Genomic DNA, 23,885 nt, shown 5'->3' with positions numbered 1-23,885 from the left:
TGTTTGATGTAAATTTTGCGAAAAAAGTATCCCGTTCACCACGATTTTTCTAACATAAAAGCACTCACATAATGAAAAGACTCTATATTCTATTAAGCTGTGTGTTAGTAAGCACTACAACCTTAACCGCACAAAATAAAAAGACCGAAAGCGCCGACAAACTCTTCCAACAATTTGAGTANGTNGAAGCGACAAAGGAATACCTAAAGTTAGTAGACAAAGGCCAACAAGACACCTATGTTTACAAACAATTGGCCGACGCCTATTACAACATGTACAACCCCGAAGAAGCAGCCAAGTGGTATGCCAAAGTNGTTGAGACACCCCAAGAAGCCGAAACCTATTTCCGTTATTCACAAATGCTAAAAGCACTAGGTAAATACGAAGAATCAAACAAGCAAATGGCCGTCTTTGCCAAGAAAGCACCAAGCGATCACAGAGCTAAAGACTTCAACCAAAACCCAGGCTATTTGCCAAAATTGTTGAACAAAGTAAAAACATTCAACGTAAAAGCATTAGAGATNAACAGCACCGGATCAGATTTTGGNGCAGTATTGACCAATGACAANACNNTNTANTTNACTTCTTCAAGAAACAAAAGCAAACGTACCGACGGATGGAACGANGAGCCGTATTTAGACATCTACAAATCGACGATGAACGAGGATAAAACCTTCACAAAACCCGAAGAAGTAGCAGAACTAAACACAAGATGGCACGACGGACCGGTAACCATTAGTGCCGATGGAAANACGATGTACTTCTCAAGAGACTCCCATGGAGAAAAGGAATTTGAGAAAGACAAAAAGCTGAATACAAAATTCGGTCAAGTGTACCTTTANAAAGCCACAAAAGAAGGAAACACGTGGGGAAACATCAAGTCATTACCNTTNAACAGTAAANACCATTCAAACAGCAGCCCGAGCTTAAGCAAAGACGGAAAAACATTGTACTTCAGTTCAAACATGGAAGGTTCAGTAGGACTTACAGATATTTGGAAAGTAGCGATCAATGCAGACGGAAGTTACGGTACACCAGAGAATATGGGAACTAAAATCAATACTGAAGGAAAAGAGCAGTTTCCACAAATCACGGACGATAATGTATTGTATTTCTCCTCAAACGGACATATTGGTCTTGGAGGATTAGACGTTTACATGGTTGATTTGAAAACCAACAACCAAATTGAAAACCTTGGGAAACCGGTAAACAGTGAGAAAGATGACTTCGCATTTAGTTTTAATACCACTAAAAACGCAGGATTCTTTTCAAGTAATCGAACAGGAGCGGACAACATCTATTGGGCGAATCCAATTTGTGGTGTAGAAGCACTGATTGTAGTAACGGATGCAAAAACAGGCGTACTCTTATCAAACGCAAGAGTATCTATTTTAGATGCAAAGAAAAACGTATTGGAGACACAAACTACTACAGCAAGCGGAGAAATCATGTATCCTGTAGATTGTAACACCGCCTATTCCATTCAAGCGGCTAAAGACGGCTACGAAAGTGGTGTGTTCTCAATAGCGGCTACAAATGGTGGAAAATTAAAAGTAAATGCATCATTGAATCCTATTGATGTGATTGTGACGGAGAAAGAAGTGATTTTGAAAGAAATCAACTTTGAATTCAATAAATCAAACATCACACCGGAAGGCGCTTTTGAATTGGACAAACTGGTTCAAGTAATGAAGCACAATGAAAACCTAGTGATTATGGTAAAAGCCCATACGGATAACCGAGGTAGCGATAAATACAACTTGGATTTATCTGACCGAAGAGCCAAATCAACCGTGCAGTATGTGATCTCTAAAGGTGTTTCTTCAACTCGTATTACAGGAAAAGGATACGGCGAAAGCGAACCAAAAATTGACTGTAAAGAAGCGTGCACTGAAGAAGAACATGCGGAAAACAGAAGAAGTGAATTCTTGATTATTAAGAAATAGAAGTCTTATTAAAAGTTATTATAAATGAGAATCCCCGAAGTGAAAGTTTCGGGGATTTTTGGTTTTTATAAGGTCGTTGTACTTTGGGCGAAGACACACTAATGAGTAGCGAAGACACACAAATGGGTAGCGAAGACATACAAATGAGTAGCGAAGGCACACAAAGGAGTAGCGAAGACTAACAAATTGGCAGCGAAGACACACAAAGGAGTAGCGAAGACTAACAAAGGAGTAGCGAAGGCACACAAATCATTAGCGAAGTACTATAAATTAGTTTAGAAGATAAGTTAATTAACAACGAAGCTATTTAAATGGATTTCTAAGGGAATCAAGTGAGATTGTAATTAATTGTAAGGTATGTTTCGAGGTTAGGGAATGTCGAAGACTTGGCTAGAGCTTGTGCAATTTTGTGGACTGATTTTAGGTGGTTGTGGGTACGGATTGCAAATCCGCGCTATTGTTTTACATAACCTATAACAAAGTTAGGGGCCTTTTTGTTTATATTTTTTAAGTGGTTTTTAAGGTTATTGCGAGAAGACTCCCACTTCACCGTTTAGAAATTATTATATTTGAGATCTTGAAACACGAACTAATAAAAAATCTTTCCTTTTTTAAATAATTATAAGACGAATGAGCAAATTTAAAGACTTTGGTTTACTAACGGTACTACTAACAATTACTATAAACATAGCTGCTCAATCAGATTATAAAACGTACTATGCTACTATAAATAAGTCCAAAACTTTTAAAGAAACGGATTCAATATTGAAGTATAGATTAAACGCCTTAAAGTTTGCAAAACCATTACCAAATGACATTTTAAGTATTTCTTTTTACTATTTCGAAAACAATAATATTCCCGAGGCTAAGCACTATTTTCGTGAAGCATTTAAAAATGGCTATCAAATTGAGACCGATGAGGAATTTAAAGATTTACCTTTAAAAACTGAATACGATTTTGGCTTTATTACTAAATATGAAAATTCGAAGACTCGTTATGGAATATTTTTGAATACAATGTTTACCAGTAATAAATTTGAAGCCCGTAAACTAAGGAAGGAATTCATCAAAAATATTGATAGAATTGAGGACGCTAATTACGAAATACTGTTGCAAAATGAATTGAATTTTCAAAAAATCAGGTTTGAAATTTTGCCTACTAGAGAAATACCTGATTCGACTCTTACTATTTTGTATAAATACCTGAATATAGGTAACAGTTATTATATGCTGGATTTATTGCAAAACGATAAGTTTCCAAGTCGTTACAAATGCAGAAGATTTAGCGACCAAAGTATCGCTATGTTGATCAATCATGCGATTGCTGGTTTTGCAAAGAAAGAAGACGCCAAATTGTTTATGGATTTACTTTGGAAACAAGTTGAAACAGGTAATTTATCTGCTGATTATTATTCAAAAGCCATGGACCATTATACTTCTTGGTACGAAGACCATAAAAAATCTTTATTAGGGACAAGTACAGTATCTGAAGATTTTAAGACATTTCAATGCATAGATGTGATAAATCCAGAAGAACTCAACGAGATTAGGGCTAAATATTGGTTAGAACCAATAGAGCAATATTGTAAAAGCGCGGGAATTTTATTGCCTAAAAATTATACTATAAAATGATTTTAATTATGCTTAAATACTAATGCAAATTCCAACAGTTTTATAAGTTAAGGTATTTTATACATTATCACTAGCAAACCATTCTGCAAAAGAAGATTCTGTTTCTTGCAATTTCAAAGAAAACAAAGCAATATTTGAGGGCAATCTTTTTGAAATTCTATCAGCAAAATCAATAACCATATTCTCGCTTGTAGGTTGATAATCAACTAAAATAACGTGATGATCGCGGCTGATTAATTCTTTAGCCAATTCAATATGAGGTGTGTTTTGATTGAAAACAGTAGCGTGATCAAATTGTTCTACGACCTCTTCTTTTACGATTTTCTTTAAATCAGTAAAATCAATCACCATTCCGTACTTTACATTATTCACATCCGAAATTGGCGAACCAATAACGGTAACTGACAATTTATAACTGTGTCCGTGCACATTTTTACACTTTCCATCATAGCCATATAACGCGTGGCCGGTTTCAAAAGTAAACTGTTTAGTAATGCGGATTTTACTCATACTGATTTTATTTAAGTGCAAATTTACATATTTTAAAGTTGGATTTTAATTTCTAACGTTAAACAAAACTAAACTACGTCAAACAAATTATTATACAGTTACCAACTTCTGCTTTAAGACATAACAGTTAAAATCGTATTTTTGCAAAATGGAAACGAACAGACAGAAAAAAATAGGTGGAGTAATCCAGAAAGATTTAGTAGATATTCTACAAGGTGAAGTGCGAAAAAACGGAATTTCTAATCTGATTATTTCGGTATCAAAAGTAGTTGTTACTACGGATTTATCTGTGGCAACGGTGCATTTGAGTATTTTTCCACAAGAAAAAGCAGCTGAAACTTTAGCAGCAATTAAAACAAATACTTCATTAATTAAGCATGATTTATCGCAACGTGTAAAACTGCAATTGAGAAAAGTACCTAACTTGACATTTTTCATCGATGATTCATTAGACTACATTGAGAAAATTGACAATGCTTTAAAAGGAGAAGAAAATCCAATTGAAAACCGTGATTTATTAGAGAAACGAAGAAAATACTAATTTGAATTTTTCACTCTACATCGCCAAACGTTACCTAAAAAGTAACAGTAAAAATACCGCCATTAATACCATCAACTGGATTGCTAGTATTGGTATTATCGCTGGTTCGATGGCTTTGTTTGTAGTGCTTTCCGTTTTTAGCGGACTGATTGATTTTAGTCTTTCGTTTACAAATACGATTGACCCAGATTTAAAAATTATCCCAAAGACGGGAAAATTCTTCGCTTTCAATTCCAATGAAGCTCAAGAATTAGATAAATTAAAAGACGTCGCTTTTTATAGTAAAACGGTTGAAGAACGTTTACTTTTTACATTCAACGGAAAACAACAAGTTGCCAATTTAAAAGGTGTTGATACACTTTTTACAAAAGTTAGTACAGTTGAAGCCGGACTTTACGGCGGACAATGGCTTGAACCAGGAACCTTACAAGTTGTTGTAGGTTACGGAATTTCACAGAAACTCTCGATGGGTTTAATGGACTTCAACAATGCGTTGCAAGTATTTGTTCCCAAAGCAGGAAAAGGAGACATCAACAGCCCCGAAGATGCTTTTTTGACCCAAACTTTAGTGCCAATTGGAATGTACGCCATCAGCGAAGACATCGACTTGAAATATATCTTTTGCGATTTACCGCTTGCGCAAGAAATGTTGTTTCTAAAGCAAAACCAACTTTCATCAATTGAATTCAAACTCAAACTGAATGCGGATGAAGCGAAAGTAGTGCAGGAATTAAACACAATTTTTAAAGATAAAGTAATTGTAAAAAACAGAGCTCAACTCAACGATTCACTTTATAAAATGCTGAATACAGAGAATATCGCTGTTTATTTAATTTTCACATTAGTAATTATTGTAGTACTTTTCAACCTGATTGGTGCTTTAATAATGATGATTTTGGAGAAAAAAGGAAACTTAAAAACCCTTTATAATTTAGGTGCCGAAATCAAGAATTTGAAAAACATATTTCTCTTTCAAGGAACGCTTTTGTGTTTTATTGGAGCTTTGATTGGACTTTTTTTAGGAATTACAATCGTCTTGGCACAAGATTATTTTAAATTCATTATGATAACCGAAACGTTGGCTTATCCTGTGAAATTCACCATTCAAAATGTCTTCATTGTTTTGGCAACCGTTACCATTTTAGGATTCGTGGCTTCTTATATTGCTGCAAGTCGCGTGAATAAAAAGTTGTTGGAATAAGTTTCATTAGTTATTGCAATCGCAAAAATCAACTTCAATTTTTGTTTGAAAGGATAATTATATCTTTACACTAATTCATCAAAACACATAATAAATGCTGTTTAAGGTTTCTTATCTTCGTATGAAATTTTAGTGTTATGACCGAAACTAATACCAACCAAAATAAACCCGGATTTTTCAATAACGTAATTCGATTTTTATCCGAGTCACGCAGATGGATTCTTGTGTTATTATTAGCGATAATCGTTTACTTGATTTATCAATTAGCAACGAAATCAAATAGCACTTCGTCGATCGAATACGACACAAATCTAATTGAGCAACAAATTAAAAACGTTGGGAAACTAGTAGTAACTGAAGGACATTTTTCAGAAGTGATTACCTACAAAGACCAAAAGAAGTACTTACTCGATATTTTATCTTTTGAGAAAAAAGCATTGGTTGTAGTAAATGCTGAAGTAACAGTTTCTTTTGATTTAAGCAAAATCACCTATGATATTGACGCGCCAAATAAGACACTTACAATTAAATTCATTCCAAAAGAAGAAATTAAAATCTATCCCGATTACAAATATTACGACATGCAATCGACCAAATTAAATGATTTTAATGCTGAAGATTACAATAAAATCAATAAAACAGTTCGTGAAAACCTCGCTAAAAAAATTGATAAATCTTCTTTAAAGTCTAATGCAAAAAACAGATTGGTAAGTGAGCTTTCTAATATGCTTATCGTTACCAAATCCATGGGTTGGAAATTAGTGTATAACGGTGAGGAAGTCAAATCCGAAAGTGATTTCTATGCAGAAACAAAAGGTTAGAATTCACAATAATCTTCTAAAGAAATCTGTGTGAATTTGTATACTCAGATCTATCTTGAGTGTAAAAATCATAAAAAAAGCAGAAAACCTAAGTCCTCTGCTTCTCCAAATTTCAAACGATTAAAATTTTTATTTTTCTACTGCAAAACGTCTTGCAACTTCCGTCCAATTTACCACTTTAAAGAAAGCTTCAATATAATCCGGACGACGGTTTTGGTAATTTAAGTAATAAGCGTGTTCCCAAACGTCCATTCCTAAAATTGGCGTTCCACCACAACCTACGTCTGGCATCAATGGATTATCTTGATTTGGCGTTCCACAAACCTCAAGTTTACCGTCTTTTTTCACGCAAAGCCAAGCCCAACCTGAACCAAATTGAGTCGCACCCGCTTTTGCAAATTTAGTTTTAAACTCGTCAAAACTTCCAAAAGAAGATTCAATCGCAGCCATCAATTCACCTTTAGGTTCACCGCCACCATCAGGCGACATAACCGTCCAAAACAAATTATGATTGTAAAATCCACCACCGTTATTTCTAACTGCAGCATTTTTTTTGTCCAAGTTAATCAAGATATTCTCAATCGTTAAACCCTCTAAATCCGTACCTTCAATAGCCGCATTTAAATTTGTTGTATATGCATTGTGATGTTTCGTATGGTGAATTTCCATCGTTCTTGCATCAATATGTGGTTCTAATGCATCGTATGCATAAGGTAATTTTGGTAATTCAAATGCCATAATATTTATGTTTTAGTATTGATTTATAAAAATTGTAACCAAAAATAAGGAATTAATGTCAAAATTAAAAGACCACAACTGTTATAGTTTCTTTAAAAAATGGCAATTTAAAGTTTCAGAAGCTATTTCGCGTCATCCACTTCAATCCCGAAACTTCGGGACTCTCAAAAAAACTATTTTTCCAAAGACCAAAAAGGCCCCGAAGCTTCGGGGTCCTCCGGTCGCTCTTTTTGGTCAGGAAAGATTGACTTTTTTGATTCCGTCCCGACTGATTCGGGATTTCCGCTACTACCACGGCTAGTGATTTAAGGATTCACACAAAAACTACTTATAATTAAAAATTTTTAATCTGTGGAAATTTGTGCAATTCGTGTAAAAAACCCATCAACCATAATTTATACCTATTGAATCAACCATTTAATTTGTGCTAATTTGTGAAATTTGTGGTAAAAAAGGATTTTAATATTCCTGTCCAATCTCCAAAAAAAAGCACTATTTTTAGACAAATTATCAACCATGCAAAAACATGCTTTCTCCATTTACGACGCTTCTGCAGGTTCAGGAAAAACCTTTAATCTTGTAAAGGAATACCTAAAAATCATCTTGACGGCAAAAAAAAATGATGCGTATCGTTCCATTCTCGCCATCACTTTTACCAACAAAGCCGTTCACGAAATGAAAAGCCGAATCGTAGGAAGTCTTTCCGAATTCATAAAAGACCAACCTTCGGCGAAAGCCATGCAATTAATGGACGTTTTAATTGAAGAAACCGAACTCGACGCTTCTCAAATTACAGCAAAATCAAAAGAAATCATCAAGCATATTATTCACAATTATGCCGCATTTGATATTTCCACAATTGATAAATTTACCCACAAAGTCATCCGAACATTCGCTCATGACCTTGACCTTCCTATGACATTTGAAGTTTCGCTTGATACGGAGAATCTACTAACCGAAGCTGTTGACGCGATAATTGCCGAAGCAGGAACTGATGAAATGCTGACCAAACTCCTCATCGATTTCACTATGGAAAAAACCGACGACGATAAAAGTTGGGATATTTCACGCGAAATTATGGACACGGGAAGATTAATTCTCAACGAAAACAACCGGGAAGAAATAGTACATTTCCACGGGAAGTCGATTCCTGATTTTATGGAAATCAAACAGAAATTAAAGGAAACGTGCAAAATGATTATCGAAGAAAACGCAAAACGTGCTTCGGATATTTTAGAGACTTTGGATAAAAACGGAGTTGATTTAAAATCGTTTTCAAGAGGAACTTTTCCCAATCACATCACAGGAATTTCGGAAAAAAACTTTAATCCTTTAAATAAAAGATACTACGAATTTGAAGATATCGCCATTAATAAAACCGCAAAAGACAGAGCGATTATTGAAAACTTAATTCCGCAAATGCTATCGCAACTGCAAATTATTTATGAACAATTTGCCCAACACGATTTTTACAAAGCATTTCTAAAGAACATAACGCCACTTTCGCTGTTGAATACGTTGAGCAGTAAATTAGCAGATATTCAAAAGGAACAAAACATACTTTCTATTGCTGAATTTAATGCCATTATTCACAAAGAAATTCAAAAGCAACCTGCTCCATTTATATACGAACGAATGGGCGAACGCTACAAACATTTCTTTATTGACGAATTTCAAGATACTTCAGAAATGCAGTTTCAAAACCTAATTCCGTTAATTGACAACGCTTTAGTGAGCGAAGATTTGCAAGGAGAACGAGGTTCACTAATGATTGTGGGAGACCCAAAACAATCCATTTACCGTTGGCGAGGTGGAAAAGCAGAACAGTTTATAGAATTGAGTAAAGATGCAAATCCTTTTGGAAATCCCGATAAAACGGTCGTTCATTTAGAAGATAATTTCCGCAGTTACTCTCAAATTATTGAGTTCAATAATGATTTTTTCAAATACATTTCAGGCGAATTTGAACACAAAGATTACAAAGATTTGTACGAAAATCACAGTCGGCAGAATGTTAAAGATAAAATTGGTGGTTATGTAAATGTGTCATTTTTACCGAAAAAAGAGAAATCAGAAGAGGAAGATGAAGTGACGCAAGACGAATTATATGTGATTAAAACGTTAGATATAATTTTGAAAGTAACGCAGCAAGGCTATTCCTATAGCGATATTGCGGTTGTCGTTCGTCATAATAAAGACGGCGTGGCTGTTGCCAATTATTTGACAGAAAATAAAATTCCAATTCAATCTTCAGAAACGCTATTAATTGCAAATGCGACCGAAGTTCAGTTTTTAATTCACGCGTTGAATTATCTAAAAAACGCAAACGACCTTGAAGCGAAAGCAAATTTTCTATATTATGTAGGTTTTTACAATTTGCCACCTGCTAAAATTCACGATTTTATTGCAAAAGGAATGAGTTTCACTTCTGAAAAGGAATTGGAAGAATGGTTGGAAATCTTCGAAATGAAATTGTCTTTCCAAAACATTCGGAAAAAAGCACTGTATGAAACTGTTGAACTATTGATTTCGAAATGTATTCCAGTGTCAAAGAATAACGCTTATTTGCAATATTTCCTAGATATTGTTTTAGAACGTGATATTAAAAACCAAGCAGGAGTGGCTGACTTTCTAGAATATTGGGACAAGAAAAAAACGAGTTTCAGCATTCCTTCGCCGGAAGGCAATAACGCAGTTCGGATTATTTCAATTCATAAATCTAAAGGACTCGAATTTCCAATTGTGATTTTTCCCTTTGCCGACGAAAATTACAGCAGACAACGAAAAGACAAATTATGGGTAAATAATGAAACGCAAACTTTCGACTTGCCAAAAGTATTAATCGATAATAATAAAGCAGTTGAAGGATTTGGTGAAGCTGCAAAAACTGTTTTTAACCAGAAAGCACAAGAACAATTATTAGATAACATTAATGTTTTGTATGTTGCCTTGACGCGTCCGGAAGAACAATTGTACATTATTTCGCAATATGAGGTTTTGAATTCAAAAGGCGAGTGGCCAAATACAACTTCCTCTTATTTGCTGAAATATTTGGACAGCATTCATATCTTTGAAGAGGGAAAGTTAGAATATGAGTTTGGCGTTGCGCAGAAATATTCAGCTGAAAAGAAAGCGACAATTTCGCCAAAGAAAATAACACGAGTTGCAGAAGTATTGCCAATTGAAAATATCAAAATCGCACAACGTGAATCGTTAATGTGGGGAACTTCGCAACAAGACGCAATTACCTACGGAAATGTGATTCACGAAGTTTTGTCGTATGTTCACACAAAATCAGATATTGATTTGGCTTTGCAAACAGCTCTGGAAAACGGATTAATTGCAAGTACCCAAAAACAAATTGTAGAAAAAACCATTCGGGATATCGTTAACCACGATGATTTAGGAATATTTTTCGACGAAAATAATACGGTTTTTAACGAGCAAACTATCATTCAAAAGCAAGGACGTTTAGTAAAACCGGATAGAATGGTTTTAAAAAATAATGACGAAATGTATTTGTTAGATTATAAAACCGGGAAACATGAGCCTAAATACTATCAACAATTGCAAACTTATCAAGACGCGATTGAGCAAATGGGTTATAAAGTGATTAAAAAGTCCATCATATACATTGGCAACGAAATTGAAATTGTAAATTTGTAAAAAATAAACACACAAACTATGTACGGAAAAATTCAGCAGCACTTGCAAGAAGAGTTGAAAGCTATTGAGGATAATGGCATTTTCAAAAAAGAAAGAATTATTACTTCACCTCAAGGAGCGGAAATTACGATTTCTACAGGTGAAACCGTTTTAAATTTTTGTTCTAATAATTACCTCGGACTTTCTTCACATCCTGAAGTGGTTCAAGCAGCGAAGGATACTTTAGATTCACACGGTTTCGGAATGTCATCTGTTCGTTTTATTTGCGGAACACAAGATATTCACAAGACATTAGAGCAAAAAATTGCTAAATTCTACGGAACTGAAGATACGATTTTATATGCAGCCGCTTTTGACGCAAATGGTGGAGTTTTCGAACCATTATTAGGAGAAGAAGATTGTATTATATCAGATAGTTTAAATCACGCTTCAATTATTGACGGAGTTCGTTTGTGTAAAGCAGCAAGATACCGTTACCAAAATAACGACATGGTAGATTTGGAAGCACAATTAATTGCCGCTACTGAAAAAGGAACTCGTTTTAAACTAATTGTTACAGATGGCGTTTTCTCAATGGACGGAATCGTAGCTTCATTAGATAAAATTTGCGATTTAGCTGATAAATACGACGCTATGGTAATGGTAGACGAATGCCATGCTGCAGGTTTTATTGGTGCAACAGGAAAAGGAACATTGGAAGCTAAAGGAGTCATGGGTCGCGTGGATATTATCACAGGAACTCTAGGAAAAGGATTAGGTGGAGCAATGGGAGGTTATACAACGGCGAAAAAAGAAATCATCGAAATTTTGCGTCAGCGTTCACGTCCGTATTTATTTTCAAATTCATTGGCTCCTGCAATTGTTGGTGCTTCAATCAAAGTTTTTGAATTGTTAGCAAATGATACAACTTTAAGAGATAAATTAGAGTGGAATACCAATTATTTCAAAGAAGGAATGACAAAAGCAGGCTTCGATATCGTTCAAGGTGATTCTGCAATTGTTCCAGTAATGCTGTATGATGCCAAATTATCGCAAGTAATGGCCGATGAATTACTAAAAAAAGGAATTTATGTAATTGGATTCTTCTTTCCAGTAGTGCCTAAAGACAAAGCGAGAATACGTGTTCAGTTGTCAGCAGGACATACTAAAGAGCACTTGGATCATGCGATAAATGCATTCATTGAGGTTGGTAAAAGTCTTGGTGTTTTGACGACATAGAAATCTTATAATAAATATATATTATTTTATTAACACTTTCTTTTGTTCTTACAAACTTTCACATTACTTTTGTCCTATAACTTTTGTAACTAAATTAATCAATTATGAAACATCTTAACAAAATTCTTGTTGCTGTTTTACTTGCTATGGGATTGAACGCCCAAGCTCAAGACAGTAATAATCCCTGGGCTATCACCTTTGGTGTTAACGCAGTAGACACTCGTGCGGGAGCGAGCGATGACTTCGCAGACAAATTCAATCAGCCATTCAAAATTAAAGAAAGCTGGAATATTTTGCCTTCAGTTTCTTATTTAAACTTAAGTAGAGCAGTTGGAGATAATTTCTCATTTGGAGTTACGGGTTCTATTAACAAAATTACAAAATTAACAACAAGAGAAATAGGTGGTACAGGTTATGTTGTATCAAATCCTGGAGATTTGACTTATTATGGAGCAGACGGTATCATCCGTTACAGCTTTATGAATGCAATCAGATCTAAAGTAATTGATCCTTCGGTTCACATCGGTGGAGGTTACACTTGGATGGGTGACTACGATACAGGTACTGTAAATGGTGGTTTAGGATTAACTTTTTGGTTTACTGAAACAGTTGGTCTTGCATTACAATCTACTTACAAACATGGTTTCGGAGATGCGATTCCTGATCATTTTCAGCACTTTGCTGGTTTGACTTTCAAATTTGGAGGAAAAGACACAGATGGTGACGGAGTTTATGACAAAGATGATGCATGTCCAGATGTTGCTGGTCCAAAAGAATTAAACGGTTGTCCTGATACTGACGGAGACAAAATTTTAGACAAAGATGATGCTTGTCCAGATGTATTTGGTTTAGCTGAATTCAATGGTTGTCCTGATACTGACGGAGACGGAGTACAAGATAGCGAAGATGCTTGTCCAGATGTTGCTGGTTTGAAAGCATTAAAAGGTTGTCCAGATGCTGACGGAGATGGAATCGCTGATAAAGATGATAAATGTCCTACAGTTGCTGGTCCTAAAGAAAATGGTGGTTGTCCATGGCCTGATACTGACGGAGACGGAGTATTAGACAAAGATGACAAATGTCCAACAGTTAAAGGAACAGTTGCTAACATGGGTTGTCCAGAAATGACTCAAGAGCAAGTAATTAAATTGAACGCTTACGCTAAAACAATTTTATTTAACAGTGGAAAATCTTCTTTCAAACAAGAAACTTACCCAGTATTACAATCTATTACTGCAATCTTGAAAGAATTCCCTGGATCTAAATTCAGCATTGAAGGTCATACTGACAGTGATGGTAAAGATGCAATGAACCAAACTTTATCAGAAGATAGAGCTGGAGCTGTAAAAGGTTACTTAATTGAAAATGGTATTGAGTCTTCTCGTTTGACTTCATCAGGATATGGTGAGCAAAAACCAATTGACACAAACAAAACTGCAAAAGGAAAAGCAAACAACAGAAGAGTTGAAGTTTTATTAGTAAAATAATAAGTTCCTTTTAAATATTTAAGAAACGCCTCGATTTATCGGGGCGTTTTTTTTATATTTATCTCATGGATAATACATCATTTTTAAGCCAACTAGCCCGGAAAATTCTAAATGATTCGGCTGTAAAAACGCAAGATTTAATTGTTGTTTTACCTAACAAAAGAGCGAAAGTTTTTTTGCTAGATGAATTAAAGAATAATGCTGAGCAAACAATCTTTGCACCTGAAATTATAAGCATAGAAGAATTTGTGCAACAATTAGCTCAAATTCGTTCTATCGATACTGTAGAATTACTATTTGAATTCTATACCGTTTACAGATCGTTGCCGCAAGATGAAAAACAGCACGATGATTTTGAATCATTTGCCAATTGGGCAAAAATTCTTTTGCAAGATTTTAATGAAATCGATCGTTATCTGCTGAAGCCTAATCATGTTTTTTCTTATCTAAAAGACATTGAAGATATCAAACACTGGTCACTTGATGTGGACAAAAGAACTTCCATGATTGAGAAGTATCTGAAGTTTTGGGCACTTTTACCCAAATATTATTCGGAATTGTATGCTTTCTTATTGAAAAAAGGAATTGGCTATCAAGGTTTAATTTACCGAGAAGCGGTTCAGAATTTAGATTCATTTTCAAAATCTATTTCAAATAAAAAATACCTTTTTGCAGGATTCAATGCCTTGAATGCTACTGAAGAAAAAATTGTTCAACATCTTTTAGAACGGGACCAAGCTGAAATTGTTTGGGATATTGATCAAGTTTTCATGAATGATTACCAGCATGACGCAGGATTGTTTCTCCGTCGTTTTAAGAAAGAGTGGCACCATTATAAAACAAATCCTTTTGAATGGATTGCAAATGATTATTCGTTAGCCAAGAAAATTCAAATTATTGGAACGCCAAAAACCATTGGTCAAGCCAAAATTGCAGGTAAGATCGTTGAGAAAATAATGGAAGAAACGCCAGAGAGTATTCATAAAACTGCTGTTGTTTTAGGTGAAGAAAGTTTGCTGTTGCCAATTTTACATTCGCTTCCGCAAAGTGTTCCCTCACTAAATATAACCATGGGATATTCGGCTAAGAATAATCCAGCTCAATTGTTACTAGCGAAACTTTTCAAATTACACACCCATGCGATCAAGCGAAATCCAAAATCTTATGTATTTTATTACAAAGATTTTATGGACATATTGACGCATCCTTTGGTGGAACCGTACAGCAATACTTTGGCTTTGGCCAAGATTATAAATCAAAATAATTACACATTTATAACGCACAAGAGAGTTCTTGAATTACAAGGCGAAAGCAATCCATTATTTGACCTTTTATTCCAACAATGGAATCAAAAACCGCTTGGAATTCTGGAGAATTTATCTTCGATTTTAATGTTGATTAAAGAGAATTTAGGAAAGGATTCACAAGAAGAAAAAATTACGAATGCGTTTGTGTACAGTATTTTTAAAGTCATCAATAAACTGATTACGTACTACACGAACCACGACGAAATAGATGATTTAAACACACTATTTGCGATTTACAAACAAGTTATTGATGTTGCTGAAGTTTCTTTTGAGGGAGAACCATTAAGTGGTTTGCAATTAATGGGAGTTTTAGAAAGTCGCGTTTTAGATTTTGAAAACGTGATTATAACATCAATGAATGAAGGTAAATTTCCGGCCGGAAAAGCTTCCAATTCGTTTATTCCTTATGATGTGAAAAGGGAATTGGGATTGCCCACTTTCAAAGAAAAAGATGCCATTTATACTTTTCACTTTTACCATCTTTTGCAACGTGCTAAAAACATTTATTTGCTTTACAACACCGAAAGTGAAGGTCTAGACGGAGGCGAAAGAAGTAGATTCATCACGCAAATTGAAATTGAAAAACAAGACGCTCACGAACTTACGCAAGAAATTTACAATTCAGAAGTGCCGCAAAAAGCGTATGAACCTATTGTTGTTGAAAAATCAGAAAGCGTAATGTCACGACTTGCGGAAATAGCAAAGAAGGGATTTTCACCGTCTGCATTGACAAGTTACATTCGTAATCCGATTCAATTTTATTTTCAAAAAATCATCCGCATCAATCAAGTGGACGAAGTAGAGGAGAATATTGCCGTGAATACTTTGGGAACCATTATCCACGAAACGCTTTTTGAAATGTACAAACCTTTCGTGGGTCATTTACTTATCGTTGAAGACATCAAAGCACTTTTCCCTAGAATTGAAAAGGAAGTTTTGAATCAATTTAAACTGATTTATAAAGAAGGAGACATTCAAAAAGGGCGAAATTTATTGGTATTTGAAGTAGCGAAGCGAAATATTTTCAACTTTTTAACCATGGAATTGAAAGAGTTGCAAGCGGGCGATGAAGTGAAAATTATCTCCTTAGAAAAACGATATGAGCGTGTTTTTGAGCATCCTGAATTGCCTTTTCCCGTTTTAATTGGTGGTTCGGTAGATCGAATTGAAGAACGAAACGAAAAAATTAGAATCATAGATTATAAAACGGGTAAAGTAGAAGCTCCTTCTGTTACATTGAAAACCTGGGATCACTTGGTTACAGAAATTAAGAACGATAAGATTATTCAGATTTTGGCCTACGCTTTCATGTTTGAAAATGAAGCTAAAGGCAAGCCGATGGAAGTTGGCATTATCTCTTTTAAAAATTTAAGAAATGGCTTTTTGCCGTTCAAATTTAAGGAAGGGAAGGAAGTTTGTAGCGTAGTTGATGCCGCTGTTTTAGAAAGTTATTTGAATGAATTGGTGATATTATTAAAAGAAATCTTGAATGTTGACATTCCATTTTCGGAAAAAATTAATTAAACTTTCTTAAAAAAACCACTCAAAACAACAGTTAATTCTTCCTGATTTTCAATCGTACTCATGTGTCCGTCGGGAAAGGTTACGAGTTCTACTTTTGTACCTTCTATCTGGTCGAGACTTTCGATGTAATTCAAAACTGGGTCCTTTTTACCTAAAATGAGCAAAATTGGATAAGCGGAAAAGTGCAGTAAGACTTCACGGTCTTTGCGAATTTTCATACCTTCTAGTGAAGCAACAATTCCTTGAAGGGGCGTTTTTAAGGCCTCTTCTTTTACATATTCAATTTCATCAGCAAGTCGTTCACGGTTGTTTTCGCTGAATAAATTGGCAATAGAAAGTCTAACGAATGTATTGTAATTTTGTTTTACGGCTAGAATCGCTCGGTCTCGATTGGCTTTTCGTTCGTCACTATCAGCTCGCGATGTGGAGTTGAGTAGCACAAGTCCTTTCATGAATTCTGGATACAATTCGGCGAAAGCCAAAGCCACATAACCTCCCATAGAATGTCCTACAAAAATGGCTTTTCGCAAACGAAGTTCAGCTAAAACAGTATGAACGATATCCGCATTATCTTCCATGGAATGCACATATCCCAAAGATTCCGATTTACCATGACCTAATAAATCAATCGTAATTACTCGGTATTTCTTTGAAAACTCCGGAACCAACGCGTTCCACATTTTTTTGTTTTCCAAAAAACCGTGCAGAAATATGAGTGCTGTTCCTTTGCCTTCATCTGCAAAGGATATTTTGGTATTCTTGAAGTGGATTGTTTTCAATGCAAAAGATTTGATAGAATTCTTTTCAAAATTACGGTTTACTTTTCGTGGTTTAAAACGATGTTGATAAAGATTGATAAATACAAAAAAAAACGGCTCACTTTCGTAAACCGTTTTAACCTATAACTTACAACCTAGAACCTACAACTTTACGCATTCATAAGCGACTCAATTTCCTCGACTTCAATAGGAATATTCGCCATCATATTAAACGGTTCACCGCTTTCTTGAATCACGACATTATCTTCTAATCGGATACCAAAACCTTCTGCTGGAATATAAATTCCTGGTTCAACAGTGAAAACCATATTCGCTTTCATAGGTTCGTAAAGCAAACCATAATCGTGCGTGTCCAATCCCATGTGGTGTGAAGTTCCATGCATGAAATATTTTTTATAAGCCGGCCATTCTGGATTTTCGTTTTGCACATCGGCTTTGTCTAAAAGACCTAAACCTAGTAATTCTGAAGTCATAATTTTACCCACTTCCTCATGGTATTGTTTCCAAAATGCACCTGGAACTAATAATTTTGTAGCTTCATTTTTTACTCTCAAAACAGCATTGTAAACTGCTTTTTGTCGGTCTGTGTATTTTCCTGAAACAGGAATTGTACGCGACATATCGCTTGAATAATTAGCATATTCTGCAGCAACGTCAAACAAGATTAAATCACCTGCTTTACAAGGTTGGTTGTTTTCGATGTAATGCAAAACATTCGCATTATTTCCTGAAGCAATAATTGGCGTGTAAGCAAAACCTTTTGAACGATTTCTGATGAATTCGTGGATAAATTCTGCTTCAATTTCATACTCTGTTACATCTGGTTTTACAAAATTCAAAACACGACGAAAACCTTTTTCGGTAATATTACAAGCGTGTTGAATTAAATCTAATTCCTCTTGCTCCTTTACAGAACGCAAGCGTTGTAATATTGGGTTTGATTTTTCTACTTTATGAGCTGGATAGTTTTCTTTCCACCATTTTATAAAACGGTCTTCACGGGTTTGCGTATCCACACTTGCGCGATAATGTTCGTTCGTATTAATGTATATCGTATCTGAATACGCCATTACTTCCTTCAAAGTCTTGTGAAAATCTTGCAACCAAATCACTGTTTTCACTCCTGATACTTCAAAAGCACGTTCTTTAGTCAGTTTTTCGCCTTCCCAAACCGCAATGTGATCGTTCGTTTCTTTCAAAAATAGAATTTCTCTCAAACTCTCATAAGGAGCGTCCGGGAAAAGCAATAAAATACTTTCTTCTTGGTCCACACCACTTAGATAAAATATATCGCGGTGTTGTGCAAAAGGCAACGTACTATCTGCTGAAACGGGGTAAATATCATTTGAGTTGAAAACGGCTACACTATTCGGTTTCATAGCTGCCGTAAATTTCTTGCGATTTTTGATAAAAAGCGGTCGGTCTATTTGATGGTATTTCATGTGTGAAAGATTTTATTTTGTTGTGAAAAAAAACTTCGTAAATGAAGAAGTTTTAAGAAATTCAAATTTAATAATAATAGGTTCAATTGAAGTTAAGACCGCTATAAAATTTGAGAATATTGTTATATTTAGACAAATTTTATACAATGAAAAACGGTATCGTCTTATTTCTATTGGCAACTTGCACGATTTTAAACGCTCAACATAAAAAAGCTTATCAACTTTTTGACAAGAAGGGAAGAAAGGTTTCTTTTGAAAAAGTGGTAAAAGCAGGTTTGAAAGCCGAAGTTGTTTTCTTTGGAGAATTTCACGACAATCCCATTTGTCATTGGTTGGAATTAGAATTGACAAAAGAAATTGCTGCTAAAAAAGCAATTGTCTTAGGAGCCGAAATGATTGAAGCGGATAACCAAATGCAATTAAATGAGTATTTGTCTGGAAAAATAACTCAGAAGCAATTAGATTCTTCTGCTCGATTGTGGCCTAATTATAAAACCGACTATAAACCTTTAGTAGATTTGGCGAAAGCCAAGAAAATTAAATTCATCGCAACCAATGTTCCACGACGTTACGCATCCATGGTTCATAAAAAGGGATTTGAAAGTTTAGAATCTTTGACAGAAGAAGAAAAATCTTGGATTGCCCCACAACCGATTCCTTATGACAAGGATTTGCCTGGCTATAAAGAAATGATGACGATGATGGGCGAACACACGAGTCCAAATATGCCAAAAGCGCAAGCAAGTAAAGATGCGACTATGGCTTATTTTATTGTGAAAAACCTACAATCAGATTCTGTTTTTATTCATTATAATGGAAGTTTTCATTCGGATAATTTTGATGGAATTAACTGGTATTTAAGAAAATATAAGCCTGAACTTCGAGTAGTAACTATTTCTACCGTGGAGCAAAGTCAACTTAAGAGGCTGGAAAAGGAATCTGTAAACAAAGCAGACTTCATTTTAGTTACCGATGAAAACATGACTAAAACGTATTGATGCAATCCTTTAAGGTAGACTCAGATGTTGAATATTTATCGGTTTTTTACAAGCATTTTTAAAAAGACATTATAAATTCTAGTCAATTTAAGAATGTTGTCGTGAATTAAACACTTTAAAATCGTTATAAATAGAGGTTCAAAGGTTGTAGTATTTCTGAATTAGCAGTATTTTTGTGTGATTTTAAAACACTCAATTATAAATTATGGCAAAATCTGCATTATTAAAGTCGTCACTTGCTAAGAAGTACTGGATGGCTCTTACAGGTTTATTTTTATGCTTGTTTTTAGCTGGACACTTGGCTGGAAACTTGCAACTAATATTTGGAGACGCATTACAATTCAACCAGTATGCGGTATTTATGACTACCAATCCGGCAGTTAAATTATTATCTTATGTGACTTACATTTCTATTGTGTTTCACGCAATCGACGGTATTTTACTGACTATTCAAAACAGAAAAGCAAGGCCAATTGGTTATGCAAAAGAAAATCCAAGTGCAAACAGTCACTGGGCTTCAAGAAACATGGCGATTTTAGGATCGTTAATTTTGATTTTCATCATTACACACATGGTTAACTTTTGGGCTGTAATGCATTTTGACGAAAACATGCCGTTGCAAACTACAACAATTGACATTGCGGGTCAAAAACAAGAGTTTTACTTGACAACGGACGGCGGTTATTTACCTAAAATACAAGTAGAACAGAAGGCGGTTCTTATTAAAAATCGTACTGAATTCTTTGACGCTGCAGCAAATGTAAAATTGAAAGACGGTTACAAAGATTTACACAAAATTACTTTTGACTATTTTCAAGATGCAAAATATGGTTTGATTGCTACAATTATGTACGTTCTTGCTATGTTCGTTTTAGCATTTCACTTACTACATGGTTTTGCAAGCGCATTCCAATCATTAGGAGTAAATCATCCAAAATACAATGGCTTCATTAGAGTATTCGGGAAAGGTTTCGCGATTTTAGTTCCACTATTATTCGCTACGATTCCAGTTTACATTCACTTTTTTGCTAAATAATATACCTATAAAATCATGAGTTTAGATTCAAAAATACCAAATGGCCCAATCGCGGACAAATGGACCGATTATAAAGACCATATTAATTTAGTTAATCCGGCAAACAAAAGAAATTTAGATATAATCGTTGTGGGAACAGGTCTTGCAGGAGGTTCTGCCGCTGCAACTCTAGCCGAATTGGGTTATAACGTTAAAGCATTTTGTTTTCAGGATTCACCTCGTAGAGCACACTCGATCGCTGCTCAAGGAGGTATTAATGCTGCAAAAAATTACCAAGGAGATGGTGATTCAACTTTCCGTTTGTTTTATGACACGGTTAAAGGGGGAGATTACCGTTCAAGAGAAGCAAACGTATATCGTTTAGCTGAAGTTTCTACTAATATCATTGACCAATGTGTGGCTCAAGGAGTTCCATTGGCACGTGAATATGGTGGTTTATTGGACAACCGTTCTTTTGGTGGAGCATTAGTTTCACGTACTTTTTATGCAAAAGGACAAACAGGACAGCAATTACTTTTAGGAGCATATTCTGCAATGAACCGTCAAATCGGTCGTGGAAAAATTAAAATGTACAACCGTCACGAAATGCTAGATTTAGTTATCGTAAACGGAAAAGCTAGAGGAATTATCGCTCGTAACTTGGTTACAGGAGAAATAGAAAGACATTCAGCTCACGCAGTTGTGGTAGGTTCTGGTGGATACGGAAACGTTTTCTTCCTTTCTACAAATGCGATGGGAAGTAACGCTACAGCAGCGTGGAAAATACACAAGAGAGGTGCATATTTTGCAAATCCTTGTTACACACAAATTCACCCAACATGTATTCCAGTTTCTGGAGATCACCAGTCAAAATTGACTTTGATGTCGGAATCTTTGAGAAATGATGGACGTATTTGGGTTCCAAAAACATTAGAAGACGCAGCAGCAATTCGTGAGGGTAAGAAAAAACCAACGGATTTATCTGAAGCAGAAAGAGATTATTACTTGGAAAGAAGATATCCAGCTTTTGGAAACTTAGTTCCTCGTGACGTTGCTTCTCGTGCTGCAAAAGAGCGTTGTGATGCAGGATTTGGAGTGAACAAAACAGGTCAAGCGGTTTATCTTGATTTTGCTACAGCAATTCAACGATACGGAAATGAGCAAGCGTACATCAAAGGTTTACATGAAACGGCTGATGCGGCTAAAATTATCGAATTAGGTACTGAAGTAGTAGCTAATAAATACGGTAACTTGTTCCAGATGTATGAGAAAATCATTGATGAGAATCCATACAAAACACCAATGATGATTTATCCAGCAGTTCACTACACAATGGGTGGAACTTGGGTTGATTACAATTTGATGACTACCATTCCAGGTTGTTTCTCAATTGGAGAATCTAATTTCTCTGACCACGGGGCGAATCGTTTAGGAGCTTCGGCTTTGATGCAAGGTTTGGCAGACGGATATTTTGTACTTCCGTATACAATTGGAAATTATTTAGCACCGGATATCAAATTAGGTAAAATCCCAACGGATACACCAGAATTTGAAGCGGCAGAAAATAACGTTCGTCAGCAGTTAGAGAAATTCATTAACAACAACGGTTCACATTCAGTTGACTATTTCCACAAGAAATTAGGAAAAATTATGTGGGACAAAGTTGGAATGGCTCGTAATGCACAAGGTTTAACTGAAGCGATTAGCGAAATTGCAGCTTTACGCGAAGAATTCCATAGAGAAGTTCGTGTTCCTGGAACAATGGACAGTTTCAACGAAGAATTGGCAAAAGCCATGCGTGTTGCCGATTTCTTGGAATTAGGAGAACTTTTCGCAACAGATGCATTACACCGTAATGAATCTTGTGGAGGTCACTTCCGTGAAGAATACCAAACTCCAGAAGGAGAAGCACTTCGTGACGACGAGAACTTTGCATACGTGGCAGCTTGGGAATACAAAGGAAAACCTAGCGAAGCGGTGCTACACAAAGAAGAGTTAGTTTTTGACAATATCAAATTGGTACAACGTAGTTACAAATAGAAATAAATCCGAAGTCCAAAGCCACAAGTCTTAATTTAAAGACTTTCGACATTCGACTTTATGACTTTTAAACTTAAAAGAGATGAAACTTACATTAAAAATATGGCGTCAAAAAAACGCCAAATCAGAAGGAAAAATCGTTGAGTACCCAATCGATGGAATTGACGGAGATATGTCTTTTCTTGAAATGCTTGACATTTTAAACGACGGATTAATAAACAAAGGAGACGAACCAGTTGCTTTTGACCACGATTGTCGCGAAGGAATTTGCGGAATGTGTTCACTTTTCATTAACGGAGAAGCTCACGGACCAGATAGAGGAGTAACTACTTGTCAATTACACATGAGAATGTTTAAGGATGGCGACACGATTTTTATCGAGCCGTTCCGTGCTAAAGCGTTTCCAGTAATTAGAGATTTAGTGGTAGACAGAAGTTCTTTTGACCGTATCCAGCATGCGGGAGGATTTATTTCTGTAGGTACTTCAGGAAATACGCAAGATGCAAATGCGATTCCAATTCCTAAACACGATGCAGATACTGCGTTTGACGTTGCAAGTTGCATCGGATGTGGAGCTTGTGTAGCTTCTTGTAAAAACGCTTCAGCAATGTTATTCGTTTCTGCAAAAGTATCGCAATTCGCACTTTTACCGCAAGGAAAAGTAGAAGCACACGACCGTGTTTTGAATATGGTACGTCAGATGGACGAAGAAGGTTTTGGTAACTGTACCAACACTGGAGCTTGTGAAGTAGAATGTCCAAAAGGAATTTCTCTTGAAAGCATCGCACGTATGAACCGCGAGTATTTAGTTGCAAGCGTAAAATAACACCAATTCCGCACTTGATGCGGAATCTGGATAAAGTGGGTTTGATAGTTTTTCTAACCTATTTATAAAATTAGAAACGCAGTTGATTTATCAGCTGCGTTTTTTTTTGGGCGTTACCACAAGGGTCGGGCTATTCACTTCAAATGAAATTCATCGAACTCCAATAAAATAAAAATAAAGTGAGATAATCTTTT

General features: G+C 35.5%; 17 protein-coding genes. 13 read left to right on the top strand and 4 right to left on the bottom strand.

Features of this window, described 5'->3' with window-relative positions; translation table 11 throughout:
• Positions 1 to 71 precede the first annotated feature (71 nt).
• Together YWA_RS0113235 and YWA_RS0113230 are read left to right on the top strand one after the other, a co-directional pair.
• Positions 72 to 1,946, top strand: a complete 1,875-nt coding sequence (locus YWA_RS0113235; protein WP_022828996.1) for an OmpA family protein — start codon at positions 72 to 74, stop codon at positions 1,944 to 1,946.
• A gap of 630 nt (positions 1,947 to 2,576) precedes the next feature.
• Positions 2,577 to 3,578: a hypothetical protein gene (locus YWA_RS0113230; RefSeq protein ID WP_022828995.1), complete on the top strand. Its 1,002-nt coding sequence runs from the start codon at positions 2,577 to 2,579 to the stop codon at positions 3,576 to 3,578.
• 57 nt (positions 3,579 to 3,635) lie between these two features.
• Here YWA_RS0113230 and YWA_RS0113225 read toward each other — a convergent pair whose 3' ends face one another.
• Complete coding sequence (locus tag YWA_RS0113225) at positions 3,636 to 4,088, bottom strand: 6-pyruvoyl trahydropterin synthase family protein (RefSeq protein WP_022828994.1); 453 nt, start codon at positions 4,086 to 4,088, stop codon at positions 3,636 to 3,638.
• Between the two features lie 148 nt (positions 4,089 to 4,236).
• Here YWA_RS0113225 and rbfA point away from each other — a divergent pair, with 148 nt between their 5' ends.
• The 3 genes from rbfA (at position 4,237) to YWA_RS0113210 (ending at position 6,651) form a co-directional block, all read left to right on the top strand.
• Complete coding sequence (gene rbfA, locus YWA_RS0113220; protein WP_022828993.1) at positions 4,237 to 4,629, top strand: 30S ribosome-binding factor RbfA; 393 nt, start codon at positions 4,237 to 4,239, stop codon at positions 4,627 to 4,629.
• Position 4,630: 1 nt separating this feature from the next.
• Positions 4,631 to 5,830 carry an ABC transporter permease gene (locus tag YWA_RS0113215; RefSeq protein WP_022828992.1) on the top strand — a complete coding sequence of 400 codons (1,200 nt, stop codon included), beginning with the start codon at positions 4,631 to 4,633 and terminating at the stop codon, positions 5,828 to 5,830.
• Positions 5,831 to 5,967: 137 nt separating this feature from the next.
• Complete coding sequence (locus YWA_RS0113210; protein ID WP_022828991.1) at positions 5,968 to 6,651, top strand: DUF4230 domain-containing protein; 684 nt, start codon at positions 5,968 to 5,970, stop codon at positions 6,649 to 6,651.
• Positions 6,652 to 6,780: 129 nt separating this feature from the next.
• Here YWA_RS0113210 and YWA_RS0113205 read toward each other — a convergent pair whose 3' ends face one another.
• The gene (locus YWA_RS0113205; protein ID WP_022828990.1) at positions 6,781 to 7,389 is read right to left on the bottom strand and encodes a superoxide dismutase; all 609 of its coding nucleotides are present in this window, start codon (positions 7,387 to 7,389) and stop codon (positions 6,781 to 6,783) included.
• Positions 7,390 to 7,905: 516 nt separating this feature from the next.
• Between YWA_RS0113205 and YWA_RS0113195 the strand changes: the two genes are divergently transcribed.
• The 4 genes from YWA_RS0113195 to YWA_RS0113180 all read left to right on the top strand — a co-directional run bounded on the left by YWA_RS0113195 (position 7,906) and on the right by YWA_RS0113180 (position 16,591).
• On the top strand, positions 7,906 to 11,055 hold the full coding sequence (locus YWA_RS0113195) for a UvrD-helicase domain-containing protein (protein ID WP_022828988.1): 3,150 nt from the start codon (positions 7,906 to 7,908) through the stop codon (positions 11,053 to 11,055).
• A gap of 18 nt (positions 11,056 to 11,073) precedes the next feature.
• Positions 11,074 to 12,273 carry a glycine C-acetyltransferase gene (kbl, locus tag YWA_RS0113190; RefSeq protein WP_022828987.1) on the top strand — a complete coding sequence of 400 codons (1,200 nt, stop codon included), beginning with the start codon at positions 11,074 to 11,076 and terminating at the stop codon, positions 12,271 to 12,273.
• Positions 12,274 to 12,377: 104 nt separating this feature from the next.
• Positions 12,378 to 13,760 carry an OmpA family protein gene (locus tag YWA_RS0113185; protein WP_022828986.1) on the top strand — a complete coding sequence of 461 codons (1,383 nt, stop codon included), beginning with the start codon at positions 12,378 to 12,380 and terminating at the stop codon, positions 13,758 to 13,760.
• Between the two features lie 65 nt (positions 13,761 to 13,825).
• Positions 13,826 to 16,591, top strand: a complete 2,766-nt coding sequence (locus tag YWA_RS0113180) for a PD-(D/E)XK nuclease family protein (RefSeq protein ID WP_022828985.1) — start codon at positions 13,826 to 13,828, stop codon at positions 16,589 to 16,591.
• Here the strand turns inward: YWA_RS0113180 and YWA_RS0113175 are convergent.
• Together YWA_RS0113175 and YWA_RS0113170 are read right to left on the bottom strand one after the other, a co-directional pair.
• The gene (locus YWA_RS0113175) at positions 16,588 to 17,370 is read right to left on the bottom strand and encodes an alpha/beta fold hydrolase (protein ID WP_022828984.1); all 783 of its coding nucleotides are present in this window, start codon (positions 17,368 to 17,370) and stop codon (positions 16,588 to 16,590) included. The genes YWA_RS0113180 and YWA_RS0113175 overlap by 4 nt on opposite strands.
• 149 nt (positions 17,371 to 17,519) lie before the next feature.
• Complete coding sequence (locus tag YWA_RS0113170) at positions 17,520 to 18,812, bottom strand: aminopeptidase P family protein (RefSeq protein WP_022828983.1); 1,293 nt, start codon at positions 18,810 to 18,812, stop codon at positions 17,520 to 17,522.
• 146 nt (positions 18,813 to 18,958) lie between these two features.
• Between YWA_RS0113170 and YWA_RS0113165 the strand changes: the two genes are divergently transcribed.
• The 4 genes from YWA_RS0113165 to YWA_RS0113150 all read left to right on the top strand — a co-directional run bounded on the left by YWA_RS0113165 (position 18,959) and on the right by YWA_RS0113150 (position 23,691).
• Positions 18,959 to 19,810, top strand: coding sequence for a ChaN family lipoprotein (locus YWA_RS0113165; protein ID WP_022828982.1), 852 nt, complete (start codon positions 18,959 to 18,961; stop codon positions 19,808 to 19,810).
• Positions 19,811 to 20,015: 205 nt separating this feature from the next.
• On the top strand, positions 20,016 to 20,846 hold the full coding sequence (locus tag YWA_RS0113160; protein ID WP_022828981.1) for a succinate dehydrogenase cytochrome b subunit: 831 nt from the start codon (positions 20,016 to 20,018) through the stop codon (positions 20,844 to 20,846).
• 15 nt (positions 20,847 to 20,861) lie between these two features.
• Positions 20,862 to 22,865, top strand: coding sequence for a fumarate reductase/succinate dehydrogenase flavoprotein subunit (locus tag YWA_RS0113155; RefSeq protein ID WP_022828980.1), 2,004 nt, complete (start codon positions 20,862 to 20,864; stop codon positions 22,863 to 22,865).
• 82 nt (positions 22,866 to 22,947) lie between these two features.
• Complete coding sequence (locus YWA_RS0113150; RefSeq protein WP_022828979.1) at positions 22,948 to 23,691, top strand: succinate dehydrogenase/fumarate reductase iron-sulfur subunit; 744 nt, start codon at positions 22,948 to 22,950, stop codon at positions 23,689 to 23,691.
• Positions 23,692 to 23,885 lie beyond the last annotated feature (194 nt).

It is taken from the genome of Flavobacterium antarcticum DSM 19726 (genome assembly GCF_000419685.1).
Lineage (GTDB): Bacteria > Bacteroidota > Bacteroidia > Flavobacteriales > Flavobacteriaceae > Flavobacterium > Flavobacterium antarcticum.
This window is presented reverse-complemented; position numbering and strand designations above follow the sequence as displayed.